This is a genomic window from Microlunatus sp. GCM10028923 (genome assembly GCF_042666975.1).
Classification (GTDB): Bacteria; Actinomycetota; Actinomycetes; order Propionibacteriales; family Propionibacteriaceae; genus Microlunatus.
Map to the genome: position 1 here is coordinate 240,455 of NZ_JBHTFF010000002.1, position 14,796 is coordinate 255,250.

Below are 14,796 nucleotides of genomic sequence, written 5' to 3' on the forward strand. Positions count from 1 at the left end.
ACGAGGGGTCAATCACCGATCGGTCGGAGCAGGACTTCCAGCTGGTCCCTGATCTCCTGGACGAGCTCGTCCACCGAGCGGCCGGCGTTGAGGGTCGCCGCCAGGCTGACGAACATGATCGCGGAAACGATGTGAGCCAGGGTCCGGGCCTGCTCGGCGCCGAGGCGCCGATCACGACCCAGCACGTCGGCCATGGCCTCCTCGGTCTGCCCGGTCAGCGCCAGGGCGTCGCGGTGGTGCGGCTCCTCCGGGTCGCCGAAGACGATCTCGCGCAGGTAGGTGCGCCCGTTGTCGATCTGCTTGCGGTTGCATTCGACGACCGGGCGGACGATCGCCATCACCGCCTCGAGCGGGTCGGTGAGGGTGCCGGCCTTGGCCCGGCCCCGCTCGAGTGCGTCCGCGTAGCTGTCGTTCTGGACCAGGAGCAGGAGCTCGCCCTTGGTCTTGGCGTAGAGGAACAGCGTGCCCGCGCCGATGTCGGCCCGGTCGGCGATCTCCTGCGTGGTGACCTCGTCGACGCCGCGCTCGGCGAAGAGTTCCCGGGCGGCGGCGGTGATCCGGTCCAGCTTCTCCTGCTTGTTCCGCTCGCGCCGACCGACCGCTCGCGATCCAACTGGCATGGATGCCGTCCTTCTCCTGCTGGGGGCCCGATTCGTGCTGACCGCTAGTTTTCCACGGCGTCGAGTTGGCGGAGCTCCGGATAGAGCCCTTCGACCGGGCCGCTCAGGGCCGCCTTGACCTGGGCCGTGAGTTGATCGCCGATGACCTCGTAGGCACCGGCGTCAACCGCGTCGTAGACCTGGGCCACCAGCTCTGCCGGCTGCAGCTTCGGTCCGGCGGCGTGCGCGGCCATGGGAGTTTCGACATAGCCCATGTGGACCCCCGTGACGTGGACGCCACGGGGCGCGAGCTCCAGCCGCAGCGAGTTGGTGGCGGACCAGACCGCCGCCTTCGAGGCGCTGTAGGCACCGCCGAACGCGTACCAGCTCGCGATCGAGTGCACGTCGACCAGATGCGGCCGCGGGTTCGCCGCAAGGATCGGGGCGAACGCGCGGGCGAGCAGGACCGGGCCGAAGAAGTTGATCTCCAGGTTGGCCCGGAGGTCTTCCTCGGTCACCTCCAGCAGACTGGCGGTGGGCGGTGTGGCGCCGGCGTTGTTGATCAACACGGTGACGTCCGACGCCGCCGGTACGACCGCGGCGATCGACTCCGGATCGGTCACGTCGAGCGGGAGCGGCACGATGCGCGGGTCGTCCCAGGCACGCGGCTTCCGGGCGGTGGCGTAGACCTTCGCCGCGCCGCGCTCGAGTGCCCGGTGGACGAAGTGGGTACCGATGCCGCCGTTGGCTCCAGTGACGAGGACGACTGCTCCGTTGAGGAAGGACATGATCACGTTCTCTCTGTTGGCCTGGTTGCGGAACCGTCAGCGGTCGAGGAAGTCGACGGCTGCGGTGGCGAACTCGTGGTGGTACTGGAAGACGCCGCCGTGGCCGGAGTCGGGGTAGATGATCAGTTCGGAGCCGTCGATCCGGCGGTGCAGGTCCTCGGAGAGCACCGAGGGCACCATCCGGTCGTGGTCGCCGTTGGCGATCAAGGTCGGCTGCGTGATCATGGACAGGTCGGCCGGAGCCGAGCGACCGTACTTCTTGATCGCCGTGAGCTGGGTCTGGAACGCCCTGATCGTGACGTTCGTGTCGCGGTCGGCGCGACGTTCCTGGAGCCGGTTCAGGAACGCCTTCGCGGCGGCCTTCCCGGTGGCGTTGCGGTTGAAGAAGAGGAACTCCTTCGGATCCGACCGGGCCAGCGCTCCGCGCAGCAGGTCGAGGTACGTGGTGCCGGGGACCTTGTCGATGTCCCGGCCCCCTCGCGGCCCGGTGCCGGTCAGGACGAGTCGGCGGACGAGCCCGGGATGCTTGATCACGAGGTCCTGTGCGATGAAACCGCCGAGCGAGAAGGAGACAATGTCGATCTTGTCGAAGCCGAGCGCCTCGATGAAGGTGTAGGCATCGTCGGCCATCGCTTCGATACTGTCGGGAACCTTGCCGCTGGAGGCTCCGACGCCGCGGTTGTCGAAGGTGATCACGTGGTGCCGCGCGGCGACCGCGTCGATGATCCGGGGATCCCAGTTGTCCAGATTCGCGGCGAGGTGGACGAAGAAGACGACCGGGACGCCGCCGTGCGGCCCCAGCTCCCGGTACGCATAGCGAACGCCGTCGGCCTTGAGCGTGCGGGTCGGCGCATCCCGGTAGGCGGTGCTGACTCCGCCCGGCGGATCCCTGTGGATGGTCATGGTGTGCTCCTGATCTTGATCATGGTTGGCTGACGTGCTTGCTGAGGACCGCCTTGCCGCGGATGCCGCCGCGGCCCAGGTCCTGGACGGCCTCGGCGGCCTGGTCGAAGTCGTAGATCCGTCCGACGACGGGGCGCAGGACGCCGGAGTCGACCAGGCCGGCGATCCGGCGAAGTTGATCACCGCTGGCGCGCATGAAGAGGAACTCATAGCTGACGCCGAGCCGCCTGGCCCGGCGACGGACGCCGGCGCTGAGGACGGTCATCGCCAGCCGCAGCAGCGGGTTCGCACCGAGCTCGCGGGCGAAGGCGGGGTCGGGCGGCCCCGCGATCCCGATCACCCGGCCGCCCGGTCGCAGCACCCGGAGCGACTTCTCGAGGTTCTCCCCGCCGAGGCTGTCCAGCACCAGGTCATAGGAGTCCAGCAGTTCTTCGAAGTCCTGGCTGCGGTAGTCGATGACGACGTCGGCCCCGAGCTCACGGACGAAGTCGGCGTTGCCTGCGCTGACCGTCGTGGCGACCGTGGCGCCGAGGTGCTTGGCGAGTTGGATCGCGATCGTGCCGACCCCGCCGGCACCGGCGTGGACGAGGACCCGTTGGCCAGGTTGCAGGTTGCCCCGCTCGACGAGGGCCTGCCAGGCGGTCAGCGCCACCAGCGGCAGGGATGCCGCCTCCTCGATGCCGATCGTCGCCGGCCGCAGGGCCAGGTCGTCCTCGGCGATCGCGATGCGGTCCGCGAACGTACCGATCCGGCGCTGGTCGGGCCGACCGTAGATCTCGTCGCCGACCCGGAAGCCCCGCACCTTCGCGCCGAGGCCGATCACGGTGCCGGCGACGTCGTTGCCGAGGATCTGCGGCAACCGGTAGGGCAGGATCTGCCGGAACTCGCCGGCCCGGATCTTCTCGTCGAGCGCATTGAGCCCGGCCGCATCGACCCGGACCAGGACGTCGTGCTCGCCGACGTCGGGCTCCGGAACCTCCGCCGCCACGAGCGGACTCTTGTACTGGGTGACCACGAAGGCTCGCATCGGCTCTCACGCTCTCGCTCGACCAATTATCTGACTGAACTCAATATTGAGCTTACTCAGTATTTTTGTCAAGCCAAGGCCCTGGCGAGCAGATGATGGCGAGCGAAACCCGAGTGGCGGCCGTCAGCGATGCGAGATGGTCGCCGGCTCCACGCTGTGGGAGAGGACGACCTCGCGGGCCGGTTCGGCGTCCCCGCCGATCCGTTCCAGCAGCAGCTTCGCCGCCCGTACGCCCATCTCCCGGGCCGGCAGCCGAACCAGGGTGATCGCGCTCGGGGTGAGGGTGGTGAAGGGCAGGTCGCCGATCACGGCGACGCCGAACTTCGGCGGCGTCAGGCCGCGCTCGGAGAGCACCTGCAGGGCACCCACGCCCATCAGGTTGTTCGCGGCGACGACGGCATCCGGCGGGGGATCGAGGGCGAGCAGCTCGGCGATGGTGTCCCGGCCGCCCTCGACCCGGAAGTTGGCGTGCCGCAGGTAGTCCAGGGGATCATCGAACTGGCCCTGCTCGGTGACGACGGCGGCCCAGCCGGCCGCCCGTTCCCGAGCGGTGCCGACATCCTCGGGGCCGGTGATGCAGGCGATCCGGGTGTAGCCGGCCTCGATCAGTGACCGGGCCGCGACCTCACCACTGTCCCGGTTGGCCATCACGACCGCGTCGACGTCGTAGTTGATCGGCCGGTCGACGGCCACCACCGGCCGGCCGCGGCCGGTCATGCGCTCGATCCGCGGCTGCTCTGACACGGCGGCGATGATCACGCCGGCCATGTTCTCCAGCGCCGCGATGTCGACGTAGGTGGCTTCCTTGGCCGGATCGTCATCGCTGTTGCAGAGCACTACCGAGTAGCCGGCTGCCTGGGCGACGTCCTCGACCCCGCGGGCGAGCGAGGTGAAGTACGGGTTCTCGATGTCGGGGATGATCAGGGCGATCACCTCGGACGCCTGCCGGCGCAGGGCCCGCGCGGTCCGGTTCGGCACGAAGTTGAGTTCCTCGGCCGCCTGGCGGACCAGCCGGGCCTTCTCCTCCGAGACCGGAGTGCCGTTGTAGACCCGGGACACGGTGGCCGGGGATACCCCGGCACGGGCGGCTACTTCGAAGATCGTCGCCATTCCCTGACCTCCCGGTTCGGTTCACCCCGTCGGCACGCGGCGCCGTCCCGCTCCGCCATCGCTGTCTCGCAGTATCGCCGATGGGCGGCGACAACACCGCATTCCTCATCGCCCGTGCCCACTTATTCGGTCACTGGGCACTTTACCGGCAGCCACCCTGCCGTTGAAATCGATTACACGTGCGTGTTTGAATTTGCGGACCCGACAACAAGGAGAAGTACGTGTCCCACTTCGGCTCGCTCGCCTCGCTGCGACAGGTTGAAACACGTTCGATCAGCCCCGAGAATTTCGACGGCTCCCGCGGTGGCGGTGGTCGTGCGACCGAGGGCACCGGCGCGCGCGCCGCGCGTGATCTTGGTCAGGGCTGGAAGGTCTCGCCGAGTGTGGCGATCAAGCCCGGTGAGACGTTCACCCTGGCCGACATCGACCAGGCCGGCAAGATCACCCACATCTGGATCACCACCCATCGTGATCACTGGCGGGAGTTGATCTTGCGTGCCTACTGGGACGGTGCCGCCGAGCCCGCCATCGAGGTCCCGTACGGCGACTTCTTCTGCAGCGGCTGGGGCGTCTTCGACCAGGTCAGCTCGGCCATGGTCGCGGCGAATCCGAACGGCGGCTTCAACTCGTACTGGCCGATGCCGTTCCGGAAGTCCGCGCTGCTGACGCTGGAGAACACGACCGACGCCGAGCTGATCGTCTACTACCAGGTGACGTACGAGGTGGGCGGTGACGTGGACGGCACCGGCTACCTGCACGCCCAATGGCGGCGCAGCAATCCGTTGCCGGACCGGACCACGCACGTCCTGGTCGACGGGGTCGAGGGCAGCGGGCACTACGTCGGCACCTACCTGGCCTGGGGCGTCAACTCGCCGGGCTGGTGGGGCGAGGGCGAGATCAAGTTCTTCCTCGACGACGACGAGGAGTTCCCGACCATCTGCGGCACCGGCACCGAGGACTACTTCGGCGGCGCCTGGAACTTCGACGTGCCCGGCCAGGGCTACGCGGCCTTCAGCACCCCGTACCTCGGCATGCCGCAGGTGATCCGGCCGGACGGTCTGTACCGGAGCCAGCAGCGGTTCGGCATGTACCGCTGGCACGTACCGGACCCGATCCACTTCTCGACCGGGTTGCGCAAGGTCGACATCCAGGCCCTCGGCTGGCACAGCGGCTGGCGCTACCTGCCGCTGCACGACGACATCGCCTCGACCGCCTGGTTCTACCTGGACCGGCCGTCGACGAACCGGCCACCGGCACCGACCTTCGACGCCATGGAGATCAACGACGGCAGCGGTCATCCGCCGGCCGGCAACGCCTGACCGTCCGAAGCAGGAAAAGGAACGATCCCTGAGCCTGCCGAAGCGACAGGCTCAGGGATCTGCGGGATGGATCAGGGGAACGAGCGGTCCTGGCTCTGGCTGCCGCTGACCGGCCGGTTGGACAGGCCCACCGAGCCGTCGCTCTCACCGTTCGACGCGGCCAGCGCCTCCTGGTCATCGGCGCGGGACGCCGCATTGCGCAGGTGTACGGCGTCGTCCGGCTGTTCGAGCTTGCGGCGCTGCCGGCCCCGGTAGATCAGGTTGAGCGCCTCGACGCCGATCGCGAAGGCCATCGGTACGTAGATCAGCGCCTTGTCGACCTTCACGCCGAAGCCGTCGACGATCAGGAACATGCCGATCATCACCAGGAACGACAGCGCCAGGATCTTCACCGACGGGTGCTTGTTGACGAAGCTGAAGATGTAGCGCGACGAGAAGAGCATGATCCCGAACGACAGCACCACGGCGGCGATGATCACCAACAGGTTGTCGATCATGCCGACTGCGGTGATCACCGAGTCGAACGAGAACACGATGTCGAGCAGCAGGATCTGCACGATCACCGAGGCGAACGGGGCCCGAGCCGCCTTCGTGCCGTGGCCCGGCTCGGCTCCCTCCAGTTTCTCGTGGATCTCCTTCACCGCCTTGTAGATCAAGAACAGTCCGCCGAAGATCAAGATCAGGTCGCGGCCGGAGAATCCCATCCCCAGGATGGTGAACAGGTCCGCCTTCAGGCTGATGATCCAGGACGCCCCGAAGAGCAGTCCGATTCGGATGATCATGGCCAGCGAGAGTCCGAGGTTACGGGCCTTGGCCTGCTGCTCCTTCGGCAGCTTGCTGGCCAAGATCGAGATGAAGATCACGTTGTCCACGCCGAGTACGACTTCGAGGACGAACAGAGTCAGGAACGCAATGAGCAGTTCGGGACCGAGGTCCAGCGAGAAATCCACCAGCGGAGGATAGCGACGGATGAGCCGACGCACCTGTGATCATGCTGAGATTCAGCCGTACGTATCCCGAGGACCGCGTCCACGAACCGACCGGCGACCGTGTTTCCAGGACGGCGCATCCGGTCCGAGCACCCGGATCCTCGTCACCGTGCCGTCGCCGAGCTGCTTGTTCAGGGTCGCCACCAGCTGCGGCGCCATCGAACGCAGCGACGTGGCCCAGGCCGTCGAGTCGGCCCGGACGGTGAGCACCGTGTCGACGTAGCTCTCCGGGTGGGTGTGCTCGGCGTTCGTCGGACCGACCAGGGCCGGCCACTTCGACAGCAGCAGGTGGACGCTGACCTCCGTCGTCCAGCCCCGGCTGTCCACCAGCCGATCGATCGCGCGGCCGAGCAGCTGCGGATCCCGATCGTCCGGTCGGGCACCGGACGACTGCGGCTCGACCGGTTCCGGGCGGCTGGTCCGGCCGCCCCCCGGACGGCGGCGGAGCCGACGGGACTGGGCCCCGATCGCCCGGGCCACGTTGCGGGCCAGGTTCAGACCGGTCGGATCATGATCATCGCCGGCAGGATCGGGGACGGCCGGGCCGGACCGCGGCGGATCCGGCTCGGCGTCAGTCACGGGTGACCTCGCCGCCGGCGACGGCGAACCGGGTGCCGGCCAGTTCGGCCGGGACGTCGGCGCCGACCGCCGCCGTGACCAGCACCTGCTCGGCCCCGATCACACCGCGGGCCAGCCGTTCCCGGCGCATGGTGTCCAGTTCGGCGAAGACATCGTCCAGCACCAGCACCGGTTGGATCCCGTCGTCCTGCAGCAGTTGGAAGCTGCCCAGCTTGCAGGCCAGCGCGTACGACCACGATTCGCCGTGGCTGGCGTACCCCTTGGCCGGGAGCGAGCCGAGCGACAGCACGATGTCGTCGCGGTGCGGGCCGACCAGCGAGACCCCGCGCTGCAACTCGTCGGAGCGGCGGTCCCGGATGGCCGTGAGCAGCGCTTCGTTCAGCGCCTCGGCCTCGGTCGCGCCGGTCAGGTCAGCGGAGGCCTTGTACTCGGCGGTCGCGTCGTTGTTGGTCGGCGCGATGTCGGCGTAGCTCTTCGACACCTGGGGCATCAGGTCGGTCAGTGTGGACAGCCGGGCGGCCAGCAGCTCGGCGCCGTTGCGGGCCAGGTGCGAGTCCCACACCTCGAGCGTCGACTCGGCCTCCGGGCCCGGCTTGCGGCCGCCGCGGGCCCGGCCGGCCAGCGACTTGAGCAGCGTGTTGCGCTGCCGGAGCACCCGGTCGTAGTCGGCCCGGACGCCGGCCAACCGGGGCCACCGGGCCACCAGCAGCTCGTCCAGGAAGCGGCGCCGCTCACTCGGGTCGCCCTTGATGATCGCCAGGTCCTCGGGCGCGAAGACGACGGTCCGCAGCACGCCGGCGATCTCCCGCGGCCGCGACACCGGGGACTTGTTGAGCCGGGCCCGGTTCGCCTTGCCGGGAGTGATCTCCAGCTCGAGCAGGAGCCGGCGCTGGTCCTCGATCCCGGCCCGTACCCCGGCGCGGACGATCGCGCGCTCGGCACCGGCGCGGACCAGCGGCAGGTCGGTGGAGACCCGATGCGAGGACAAGGTGGACAGGTACTCGACCGCCTCGACCAGGTTGGTCTTGCCCTGGCCGTTGGCCCCGACGAAGGTCGTCACCCCGTGATCGAGCGCGATGTCGACCGCGGCGTAGGACCGGAAATCGGCCAGCTGCAGATGGTCGACGTACACGAGGCCAGACTAGCCGTGCGACCGCCGCCGACGATCTACGCTGCCGTCGTGACTGAGATCCGACTGGCCCGTCCCGAGGACGCCGCCGCCGTCGCCCAGATCTGGTACGACGGCTGGCAGGAGGCCCACCGGGGCAGAGTGCCGGACGCCCTGCTCGAGGTCCGGACCCGGGAATCGTTCGACACCCGCGCCGCCGCCCTGGTCGAGGAGACCAGCGTCGCCGACCTGGACGGCACCATCACCGGCTTCATCATGATCAACAACGACGAGGTCGAGCAGGTGTACGTCGCCCCGGCCGGCCGTGGCACCGGCGTCGCCGCCGCCCTGCTCACCGAGGCCGAACGCCGAGTCGCCGCCGCCGGCCATGATCACGCCTGGCTAGCCGTCGTCGCCGGCAACACCCGCGCCCGCCGCTTCTACGAACGGAACGGCTGGACCGACGAGGGCCCGTTCGATCACCAGGCCCCCGGCCCGAACGGCCCGATCCCCGTCCCCTGCCACCGCTACGCGAAGTCACTCACCACGTGAAACCAACCGGCGGACCCTAGGCCGTCCGATCATGATCAACGCGCGGTGACACGTGCCGCCCAGACCACACCGACGGTCGGCTCAAGACCGATTCCCCCCCCCACGAGCTCTGACCCGGAAGCGGGTGGGCTGGAGGGGTGGGTGCGCGGACGTGGACGGGCCTGGCGGGAGCCCGCATCGCAGTACTGCGGCAGCGGCACCCAGACCATCGCGGGCGGATGGTTGTCCGCGCACCCACCCCTCCAGCCCACCCGCGGGAATGGATCAGATCTCGTCGATCTGTGCGGCCTCTTTCTGGACCGCATGCCCCCCGAACTGATTACGCATCGCCGCGACCATCTTCATGGCAGGCGAGTCGACCTGCCTGGAGACGAACCTCGCGAATAGAGCGGCCGAGATCGCGGGCACCGGGACGGCCAGGTCGATCGCGGCGTCCACGGTCCATCGGCCTTCGCCGGAATCCTCGGCATAGCCCCTGATCTCGGTGAGCTGCGGATCCTCCTGCAGCGCCCGGACCAGGAGATCGAGCAGCCAGGACCGGATCACGGTCCCTTCGCGCCAGGAGTTGAAGGTGGCCGGAACGTCGGTCACCACGTCGGCGGTCTCGAGCAGTTCCCAGCCTTCGGCATAGGCCTGCATGATCGCGTACTCCATGCCGTTGTGGACCATCTTGGCGAAGTGGCCGGCGCCGTGGGAGCCGGCGTGCACGAAGCCGAACTCGCCTTCCGGCTTGAGCGCGTCGAAGATCGGCTGGACGACCGCGACATCCTCGGCGTCGCCGCCGCACATCAGGGCGTAGCCGTTCTCCAGGCCCCAGACCCCGCCGGAGACACCGCAGTCGATGAACTTGATGCCCTTGCTGCCGAGGAATTCCGCCCGCGCGGCGTCCCCGTCCCAGCGGGTGTTGCCGCCGTCCACGACGATGTCGCCGGGCGCCAGCAGACCGGCGAGTTCCTTGATCACCGAGTCGAGGGCCTGCACCGGCACCATCACCCAGACCACCCGCGGACCGTCGGAGAACCGGGAGACCAGCTCGGCCAGATCCTTGACGTCGGAGATCTCCGGATTGGTGTCGTACCCGATCACCTCATGACCGGCGGCGCGGATCCGGGTGGCCATGTTGCCGCCCATCTTGCCCAGTCCAATGAGTCCCAGCTGCATCGAAGTCCTCGCAGTCGTCGGGGGATGAAGGTCAGGCCGGTAGCCGCATCAGCATGATCACATGCCGGTAGTCGGTCAGCGGTTCGCCGTCCAGCTCGGGCAGGCCGGTCAGCTGACACGGCTTGCTCGGGGCGGTGAAGGCGAGATTGACGTACGGGGTGTCGAAGACGCCGAGCGCGTCGAGCAGGTAGGTCGGGTTGAAGCCCGCCGCCGGCACCGCGATCTCGCCGCCGTCGAGCTGCTCGACCACGGCCTCGATGGCCTCGGAGGCCTGAGCCTGGTCGCCGGTCGCGGCCTCCAGGGTGATCGAGCTCTCGTTGATCAACATCCGCAGCGACGTGTTCCGCTCGGCGACCAGCGCGACCCGGCGCGCGGCCGCGATCGCCTCGGCCGTGTTGACCCGGACGGTCAGGGCCGGCGCGAAGTTCATGATGTGCCGGACCTTGGGGAACTCGCCGTCCAGCAGCCGGGTGGTGGTCTGCCGACGCCCGGCGGCACCGTCGCCCTCGAACCCGATGATCCCGTCGCCGGCACCGGTCGAGGCCAGGCTGAGCGTCACCTTCTCGCCCGCGGTCATCGACTTCGCGGTGTCGGACAGCACCTTGGCCGGGACCAGCGCGTTGGCCGACGTCTGCGGCGACTGCGGAGCCCAGGTGATCTCCTTGAGCGCCATCCGGTAGCGGTCGGTGGCCAGCAGCGAGACCTGGTCGCCCTCGATCTCGATCCGGATGCCGGTGAAGACGGGCAGCAGCTCGTCCCGGCCCGCCGCGACGACGACCTGGGCGACGGCATGGGCGAACCCGTCCGAGGGCAGCGACCCGGTGGACTCGGGCATCGACGGCAGCGACGGGTACTCGTTCACCGGCAGCGCCTGCAGGGTGAACCGTGCGCTGCCGCAGGTGAGTTCCATCTTGCTGTCGTCGGACACGATGTCGACCGGCTTGGCCGGCAGCGAGCGCGAGATGTCGGCCAGCAGGCGGCCGGAGATCAGGGCCTCGCCCTCGTCGGTCACGGTCGCGTTGACGTGGATCTGCGCGGACGTCTCGTAGTCGAAGCTGGAGAACGTCACCCCGGTCGCGTCGGCACGGACCAGCAGGCCCGCCAGGATCGGCACACTCGGCCTGGTGGGCAGGCTTCGAGCCGCCCACTGGACGGCCTCGGCCAGCACATCACGCTCGAGTCGGATCTTCACGGGTTCCTCCTGTGCGGTGTGGCCCGGTCGCGGAGCTTGGCGGTCGGGAGCGTGGCTTGTCGATGTCGATGGGGGTGCGCTGCCGTACGCGATCCGGGCCGGCCGGGCGAATGCCCGACGATCATACCGACGATGGCTGCGGTGTGAAGCGGGCGAGGAAAGCCGGTCCGGGGTTGTGCACAACCAGGTGGCCGGGTGACTTCAGCCCTTGAGGTGATGTTTGTCTTCTGGTCGTGGTCGTAGCAGTTGTGCAGACTGGGGAAAACTACCTGTCGTACCTGGTCAGCTTGTAATTCGAGGCCGGGACAATCCTGTGGAACGACAAAAATTACACGGGGAGTATCTTGGGAAAGACTGTTGTTCACGCGGCTGCGTCCACCGGTCGTCCAGATACTTCGGGCCCGGTTCCACAGTTGTCCACAGTTCTTTCCCCAGCTGTGTGAGATTCCTCCGCGGCCGGATTGACCTGGGTACGTGATTTTTAACCTTCCGAATCCGGGCGCGCGAACGCCCCGCCTGCTCCGTACGGAGAGGCGAGGCGATGGAGTGGTCAGCGCTGGGACTGGTTCTTGATCCGGTTGGTCAGCTCGGTGACCTGATTGAAGATGCTGCGGCGCTCGGCCATCAGGTTGCGCACCTTGCGATCGGCGTGCATCACCGTCGTATGGTCGCGGCCGCCGAACTGCTGCCCGATCTTCGGCAGCGACAGGTCGGTCAGCTCGCGACACAGATACATGGCGATCTGGCGGGCAGTGACCAGCGCGTGGGTACGGCTCTGCCCGCACAGGTCGTCGATGGTCAGCCCGAAATAGGCGGCGGTCTGGCCCATGATCGTGCCGCTGGTGATCTGTGCCTCGCCGCCCTCGGGGATCAGGTCCTTCAGCACCACCTCGGCCAGCGCCATGTCGACCTGCTGCCGGTTCAGGCTGGCGAACGCGGTCACCCGGATCAGGGCGCCTTCGAGCTCGCGGATGTTGGTCTGGATCTTGCTCGCGATGAACTCGAGCACGTCCGAGCCGGCGGTCAGCCGTTCCTGGGCGGCCTTCTTGCGCAGGATCGCGATCCGGGTCTCCAGGTCGGGCGGCTGCACATCGGTGATCAGTCCCCAGCCGAACCGACTGCGGAGCCGCGGCTCCAGGTTCTCCAGCAGCTTCGGCGGCCGGTCCGACGTCATCACGATCTGCTTCTGCGCGTTGTGCAGCGTATTGAACGTGTGGAAGAACTCTTCCTGCGTCTGTTCCTTGCCCTCGAGGAACTGGATGTCGTCGATCAGCAGCACGTCGACGTCGCGATACCGGCGGCGGAACTCCGCGCCCTTGTTCTGGCTGATCGCGTTGATGAAGTCGTTGGTGAGTTCCTCGGTCGAGACATAGCGGACCCGGACCCGGTCGAAGTAGTTGCGCACGTAGTGACCGAGCGCGTGCAGCAGGTGGGTCTTGCCGAGACCGGACTCGCCGTAGATGGTCAGCGGGTTGTACGACTTGCCCGGATTCTCGGCGACGGCCACGGCGGCCGCGTGGGCGAACCGGTTCGAACCGCCGATGACGAAGGTCTCGAAGGAGTACTTCGGGTTCAGCCGGGAGTTGCTGTCGAGCCGGCCGCGGCCTTCACCGCTGGACCGGCCGTCGCCGTCGTACGAATGCAGACCGGCGAGCTGTGGTCGTTCGGGCGCCGGCTCCGGATAGGAGAAGGTCCCCTCGCGTTGCGGCTGCTCGTCGTCGAGCCGGTCGCGATCCAGCTGGTCGCGGTCCAGTCCGGAGGGATCGAGCGGATCGCGGTCGCGCTGGGGACCGGCGTCCAGGTCGTCGTCGAGGCGATCCGAGTCGGGCGGCTCCAGGTCGAGCGGCGGCGCGGTCTCCAGGGTGTCGTCCACAACGACGCCGAGCCGGATCGGTCGCTCGAAGCGGCGCCGCAGGCTCGACTCGATCTCGTCCCGGAACCGGCTCTCCAGCTGGTCCCGAGTGAAGTTGTTGGGTACGGCGACAACGAACTGATCTTGCTGCAGCGCGAACGGCCGACTGGTGATCCACCAGGGACGCAGCCGCGGCTCGGCCTCCGCATGGACCTGCTGCCAGGCGAGGAGGCTCTCATCGGCGGAGCGGTCGGGCTCACTCATGTCAGCTCCGCTGCCGATGACTCACGCACGTCCAGCTCCCGGCTCGTTGAAGATCACTCCGCCACATTATGTTGTGCCTGCGGCCATGGGGCCGGTCGGACTGCTGATCAGACTAGCCGTGCTTCCACACACTTATCCACAAGCTGTGAACAAGACAAAGCAAAGCTTCGCCCAGTCCCGAGTCCAGGGGCGGTTCGATGAGCCGAATGTGTTTCCGTCCGGGGGCGCAGCAGCCCAGTAGCAGTCGATCCCGCATCTCCTGCGATGCAGGACGCTAGCAATGGCCGTCATGCTTCTGCAACCCGCGCCGCGGCATTTGTTCATCTCGTCGGCGTGTCGGCTGGACGGTTGGCACTCATTGTGGTGCGTGAGCTCGGTCTCGCTGGTTTGACCGGGAACGCTCAGGCCCCGTACCGTTGGTCCGGTTGCCGGGACCCCGGCGCCCCGTTCGTTGTGCCCGTGCGTTCCACTCGGTAGACCGCGGGACAGGTTTCAGCACTATAGATATGGGAGAAGTCCCGTGAGCAAGCGCACGTTCCAGCCAAGCCATCGTCGTCGGAGCCGCACCCACGGGTTCCGGCTGCGGATGCGTACTCGCGCCGGCCGGTCCATCCTGGCGGCGCGGCGCCGCAAGGGGCGCGCGCGACTCTCGGGCTGACCGGGGTGCGGTCAGATGTTGCCCGCCCGGCTGCGGATGCGTGCGTCCGCAGAGTTCCGGGCGACCATCTCGACCGGACGCAGGATTCGTCGATCGACCCTGATGTTGTACGTGGCTGAGCCCGGCGACGCGGAGTCAACGTCCGCAACCGGTCCGCGGATCGGCCTGATTGTCGGCCGCAACGTCGGCAACGCCGTGCAGCGGAACCGGGTGAAGCGCCGGCTTCGGCACGGCGTCGCCCGGTTGCTCGAGGACGAGCCCACCCAGGCCAGGATCGTGATCCGTGCGTTCCCGTCGGCCGCCGGCCGTTCGGACCGCGTGATCGAGGATCTTTCGTCGGCCTGGCATGCTGGGCTGAACGAGAAGAAGCGAATCCGGCCATGAAGTATGTGTTGATCGGCCTGTTGAAGGCGTATCGGCTGTTGATCAGCCCCCTGTACGGCGATGTCTGCCGCTACTGGCCGACCTGCTCGGCGTACGCGCTCCGGGCGGTCGAGGTGCACGGTGCGCTGCGCGGATCCTGGTATGCGGCCCGGCGCCTGGTGCGCTGCCACCCCTGGGCCAAGGGTGGGTTCGATCCCGTACCGGGAACCCCTGAATTCGAGCGCGAGATGCGCGAACGGGCCGAAAAGGCCAGAACAATGGAGCCCCATGGTCATGGTGCGTGCCGGTGATGAGGTGTTGTCGTGATTGAC

General features: G+C 68.1%; 16 protein-coding genes. 5 read left to right on the forward strand and 11 right to left on the reverse strand.

Going from position 1 to position 14,796, the window contains the following annotated elements; translation table 11 throughout:
* Positions 1-8 precede the first annotated feature (8 nt).
* From ACFQU4_RS05275 to ACFQU4_RS05295, 5 genes are all read right to left on the reverse strand, one after another.
* Positions 9-620, reverse strand: coding sequence for a TetR/AcrR family transcriptional regulator (locus tag ACFQU4_RS05275; RefSeq protein WP_377487784.1), 612 nt, complete (start codon positions 618-620; stop codon positions 9-11).
* Positions 621-664: 44 nt separating this feature from the next.
* On the reverse strand, positions 665-1,387 hold the full coding sequence (locus ACFQU4_RS05280) for an SDR family oxidoreductase (protein WP_377488760.1): 723 nt from the start codon (positions 1,385-1,387) through the stop codon (positions 665-667).
* Positions 1,388-1,423: 36 nt separating this feature from the next.
* Complete coding sequence (locus tag ACFQU4_RS05285; RefSeq protein WP_377487786.1) at positions 1,424-2,290, reverse strand: alpha/beta fold hydrolase; 867 nt, start codon at positions 2,288-2,290, stop codon at positions 1,424-1,426.
* Between the two features lie 19 nt (positions 2,291-2,309).
* The gene (locus ACFQU4_RS05290; RefSeq protein WP_377487788.1) at positions 2,310-3,317 is read right to left on the reverse strand and encodes an NADP-dependent oxidoreductase; all 1,008 of its coding nucleotides are present in this window, start codon (positions 3,315-3,317) and stop codon (positions 2,310-2,312) included.
* A 123-nt stretch (positions 3,318-3,440) separates the two neighbouring features.
* Positions 3,441-4,427, reverse strand: a complete 987-nt coding sequence (locus ACFQU4_RS05295; protein WP_377487790.1) for a LacI family DNA-binding transcriptional regulator — start codon at positions 4,425-4,427, stop codon at positions 3,441-3,443.
* A 221-nt stretch (positions 4,428-4,648) separates the two neighbouring features.
* Between ACFQU4_RS05295 and ACFQU4_RS05300 the strand changes: the two genes are divergently transcribed.
* Complete coding sequence (locus tag ACFQU4_RS05300) at positions 4,649-5,746, forward strand: glycoside hydrolase family 172 protein (RefSeq protein ID WP_377487792.1); 1,098 nt, start codon at positions 4,649-4,651, stop codon at positions 5,744-5,746.
* 71 nt (positions 5,747-5,817) lie between these two features.
* Here the strand turns inward: ACFQU4_RS05300 and ACFQU4_RS05305 are convergent, their stop codons facing one another.
* From ACFQU4_RS05305 to recF, 3 genes are all read right to left on the reverse strand, one after another.
* Positions 5,818-6,696 carry a TerC family protein gene (locus ACFQU4_RS05305; protein WP_377487794.1) on the reverse strand — a complete coding sequence of 293 codons (879 nt, stop codon included), beginning with the start codon at positions 6,694-6,696 and terminating at the stop codon, positions 5,818-5,820.
* A gap of 51 nt (positions 6,697-6,747) precedes the next feature.
* The gene (locus ACFQU4_RS05310; RefSeq protein WP_377488763.1) at positions 6,748-7,233 is read right to left on the reverse strand and encodes a DUF721 domain-containing protein; all 486 of its coding nucleotides are present in this window, start codon (positions 7,231-7,233) and stop codon (positions 6,748-6,750) included.
* A 73-nt stretch (positions 7,234-7,306) separates the two neighbouring features.
* Positions 7,307-8,446 (reverse strand): DNA replication/repair protein RecF, encoded by a 1,140-nt coding sequence (recF, locus tag ACFQU4_RS05315; RefSeq protein ID WP_377487796.1) that lies wholly within the window; start codon positions 8,444-8,446, stop codon positions 7,307-7,309.
* 48 nt (positions 8,447-8,494) lie between these two features.
* Between recF and ACFQU4_RS05320 the strand changes: the two genes are divergently transcribed.
* Complete coding sequence (locus ACFQU4_RS05320; protein WP_377487798.1) at positions 8,495-8,974, forward strand: GNAT family N-acetyltransferase; 480 nt, start codon at positions 8,495-8,497, stop codon at positions 8,972-8,974.
* A gap of 264 nt (positions 8,975-9,238) precedes the next feature.
* Here the strand turns inward: ACFQU4_RS05320 and gnd are convergent, their stop codons facing one another.
* The 3 genes from gnd to dnaA all read right to left on the reverse strand — a co-directional run bounded on the left by gnd (position 9,239) and on the right by dnaA (position 13,443).
* Positions 9,239-10,135, reverse strand: a complete 897-nt coding sequence (gene gnd / locus ACFQU4_RS05325) for a phosphogluconate dehydrogenase (NAD(+)-dependent, decarboxylating) (RefSeq protein ID WP_377487800.1) — start codon at positions 10,133-10,135, stop codon at positions 9,239-9,241.
* Positions 10,136-10,166: 31 nt separating this feature from the next.
* Positions 10,167-11,327, reverse strand: a complete 1,161-nt coding sequence (dnaN, locus tag ACFQU4_RS05330; RefSeq protein ID WP_377487802.1) for a DNA polymerase III subunit beta — start codon at positions 11,325-11,327, stop codon at positions 10,167-10,169.
* A 550-nt stretch (positions 11,328-11,877) separates the two neighbouring features.
* The gene (gene dnaA, locus ACFQU4_RS05335; RefSeq protein WP_377487804.1) at positions 11,878-13,443 is read right to left on the reverse strand and encodes a chromosomal replication initiator protein DnaA; all 1,566 of its coding nucleotides are present in this window, start codon (positions 13,441-13,443) and stop codon (positions 11,878-11,880) included.
* A 520-nt stretch (positions 13,444-13,963) separates the two neighbouring features.
* Between dnaA and rpmH the strand changes: the two genes are divergently transcribed.
* From rpmH to yidD, 3 genes are read left to right on the forward strand one after another with little or no spacing between them, the layout of a single operon-like run.
* The gene (rpmH, locus tag ACFQU4_RS05340) at positions 13,964-14,101 is read left to right on the forward strand and encodes a 50S ribosomal protein L34 (protein ID WP_377487806.1); all 138 of its coding nucleotides are present in this window, start codon (positions 13,964-13,966) and stop codon (positions 14,099-14,101) included.
* A 15-nt stretch (positions 14,102-14,116) separates the two neighbouring features.
* A complete protein-coding gene (gene rnpA / locus ACFQU4_RS05345; RefSeq protein WP_377487808.1) occupies positions 14,117-14,485 on the forward strand; it encodes a ribonuclease P protein component in 369 nt (122 codons plus the stop codon).
* Entirely contained in the window at positions 14,482-14,775 is a 294-nt protein-coding gene (gene yidD, locus ACFQU4_RS05350) for a membrane protein insertion efficiency factor YidD (protein ID WP_377487810.1), read from the forward strand. The genes rnpA and yidD overlap by 4 nt, the downstream gene beginning before the upstream one ends.
* The last annotated feature ends 21 nt before the right edge of the window (positions 14,776-14,796 follow it).

Excerpts from the sequence above, each read along its gene's own strand:
- ACFQU4_RS05280 (WP_377488760.1), bottom strand. The coding sequence starts at position 1,387 with ATGTCCTTCCTCAACGGAGCAGTCGTCCTCGTCACTGGAGCCAACGGC.
- ACFQU4_RS05275 (WP_377487784.1), bottom strand. The coding sequence starts at position 620 with ATGCCAGTTGGATCGCGAGCGGTCGGTCGGCGCGAGCGGAACAAGCAG.
- gnd (WP_377487800.1), bottom strand. The coding sequence starts at position 10,135 with ATGCAGCTGGGACTCATTGGACTGGGCAAGATGGGCGGCAACATGGCC.
- rnpA (WP_377487808.1), top strand. The coding sequence starts at position 14,117 with ATGTTGCCCGCCCGGCTGCGGATGCGTGCGTCCGCAGAGTTCCGGGCG.
- ACFQU4_RS05285 (WP_377487786.1), bottom strand. The coding sequence starts at position 2,290 with ATGACCATCCACAGGGATCCGCCGGGCGGAGTCAGCACCGCCTACCGG.
- ACFQU4_RS05295 (WP_377487790.1), bottom strand. The coding sequence starts at position 4,427 with ATGGCGACGATCTTCGAAGTAGCCGCCCGTGCCGGGGTATCCCCGGCC.
- yidD (WP_377487810.1), top strand. The coding sequence starts at position 14,482 with ATGAAGTATGTGTTGATCGGCCTGTTGAAGGCGTATCGGCTGTTGATC.
- dnaA (WP_377487804.1), bottom strand. The coding sequence starts at position 13,443 with ATGAGTGAGCCCGACCGCTCCGCCGATGAGAGCCTCCTCGCCTGGCAG.
- ACFQU4_RS05290 (WP_377487788.1), bottom strand. The coding sequence starts at position 3,317 with ATGCGAGCCTTCGTGGTCACCCAGTACAAGAGTCCGCTCGTGGCGGCG.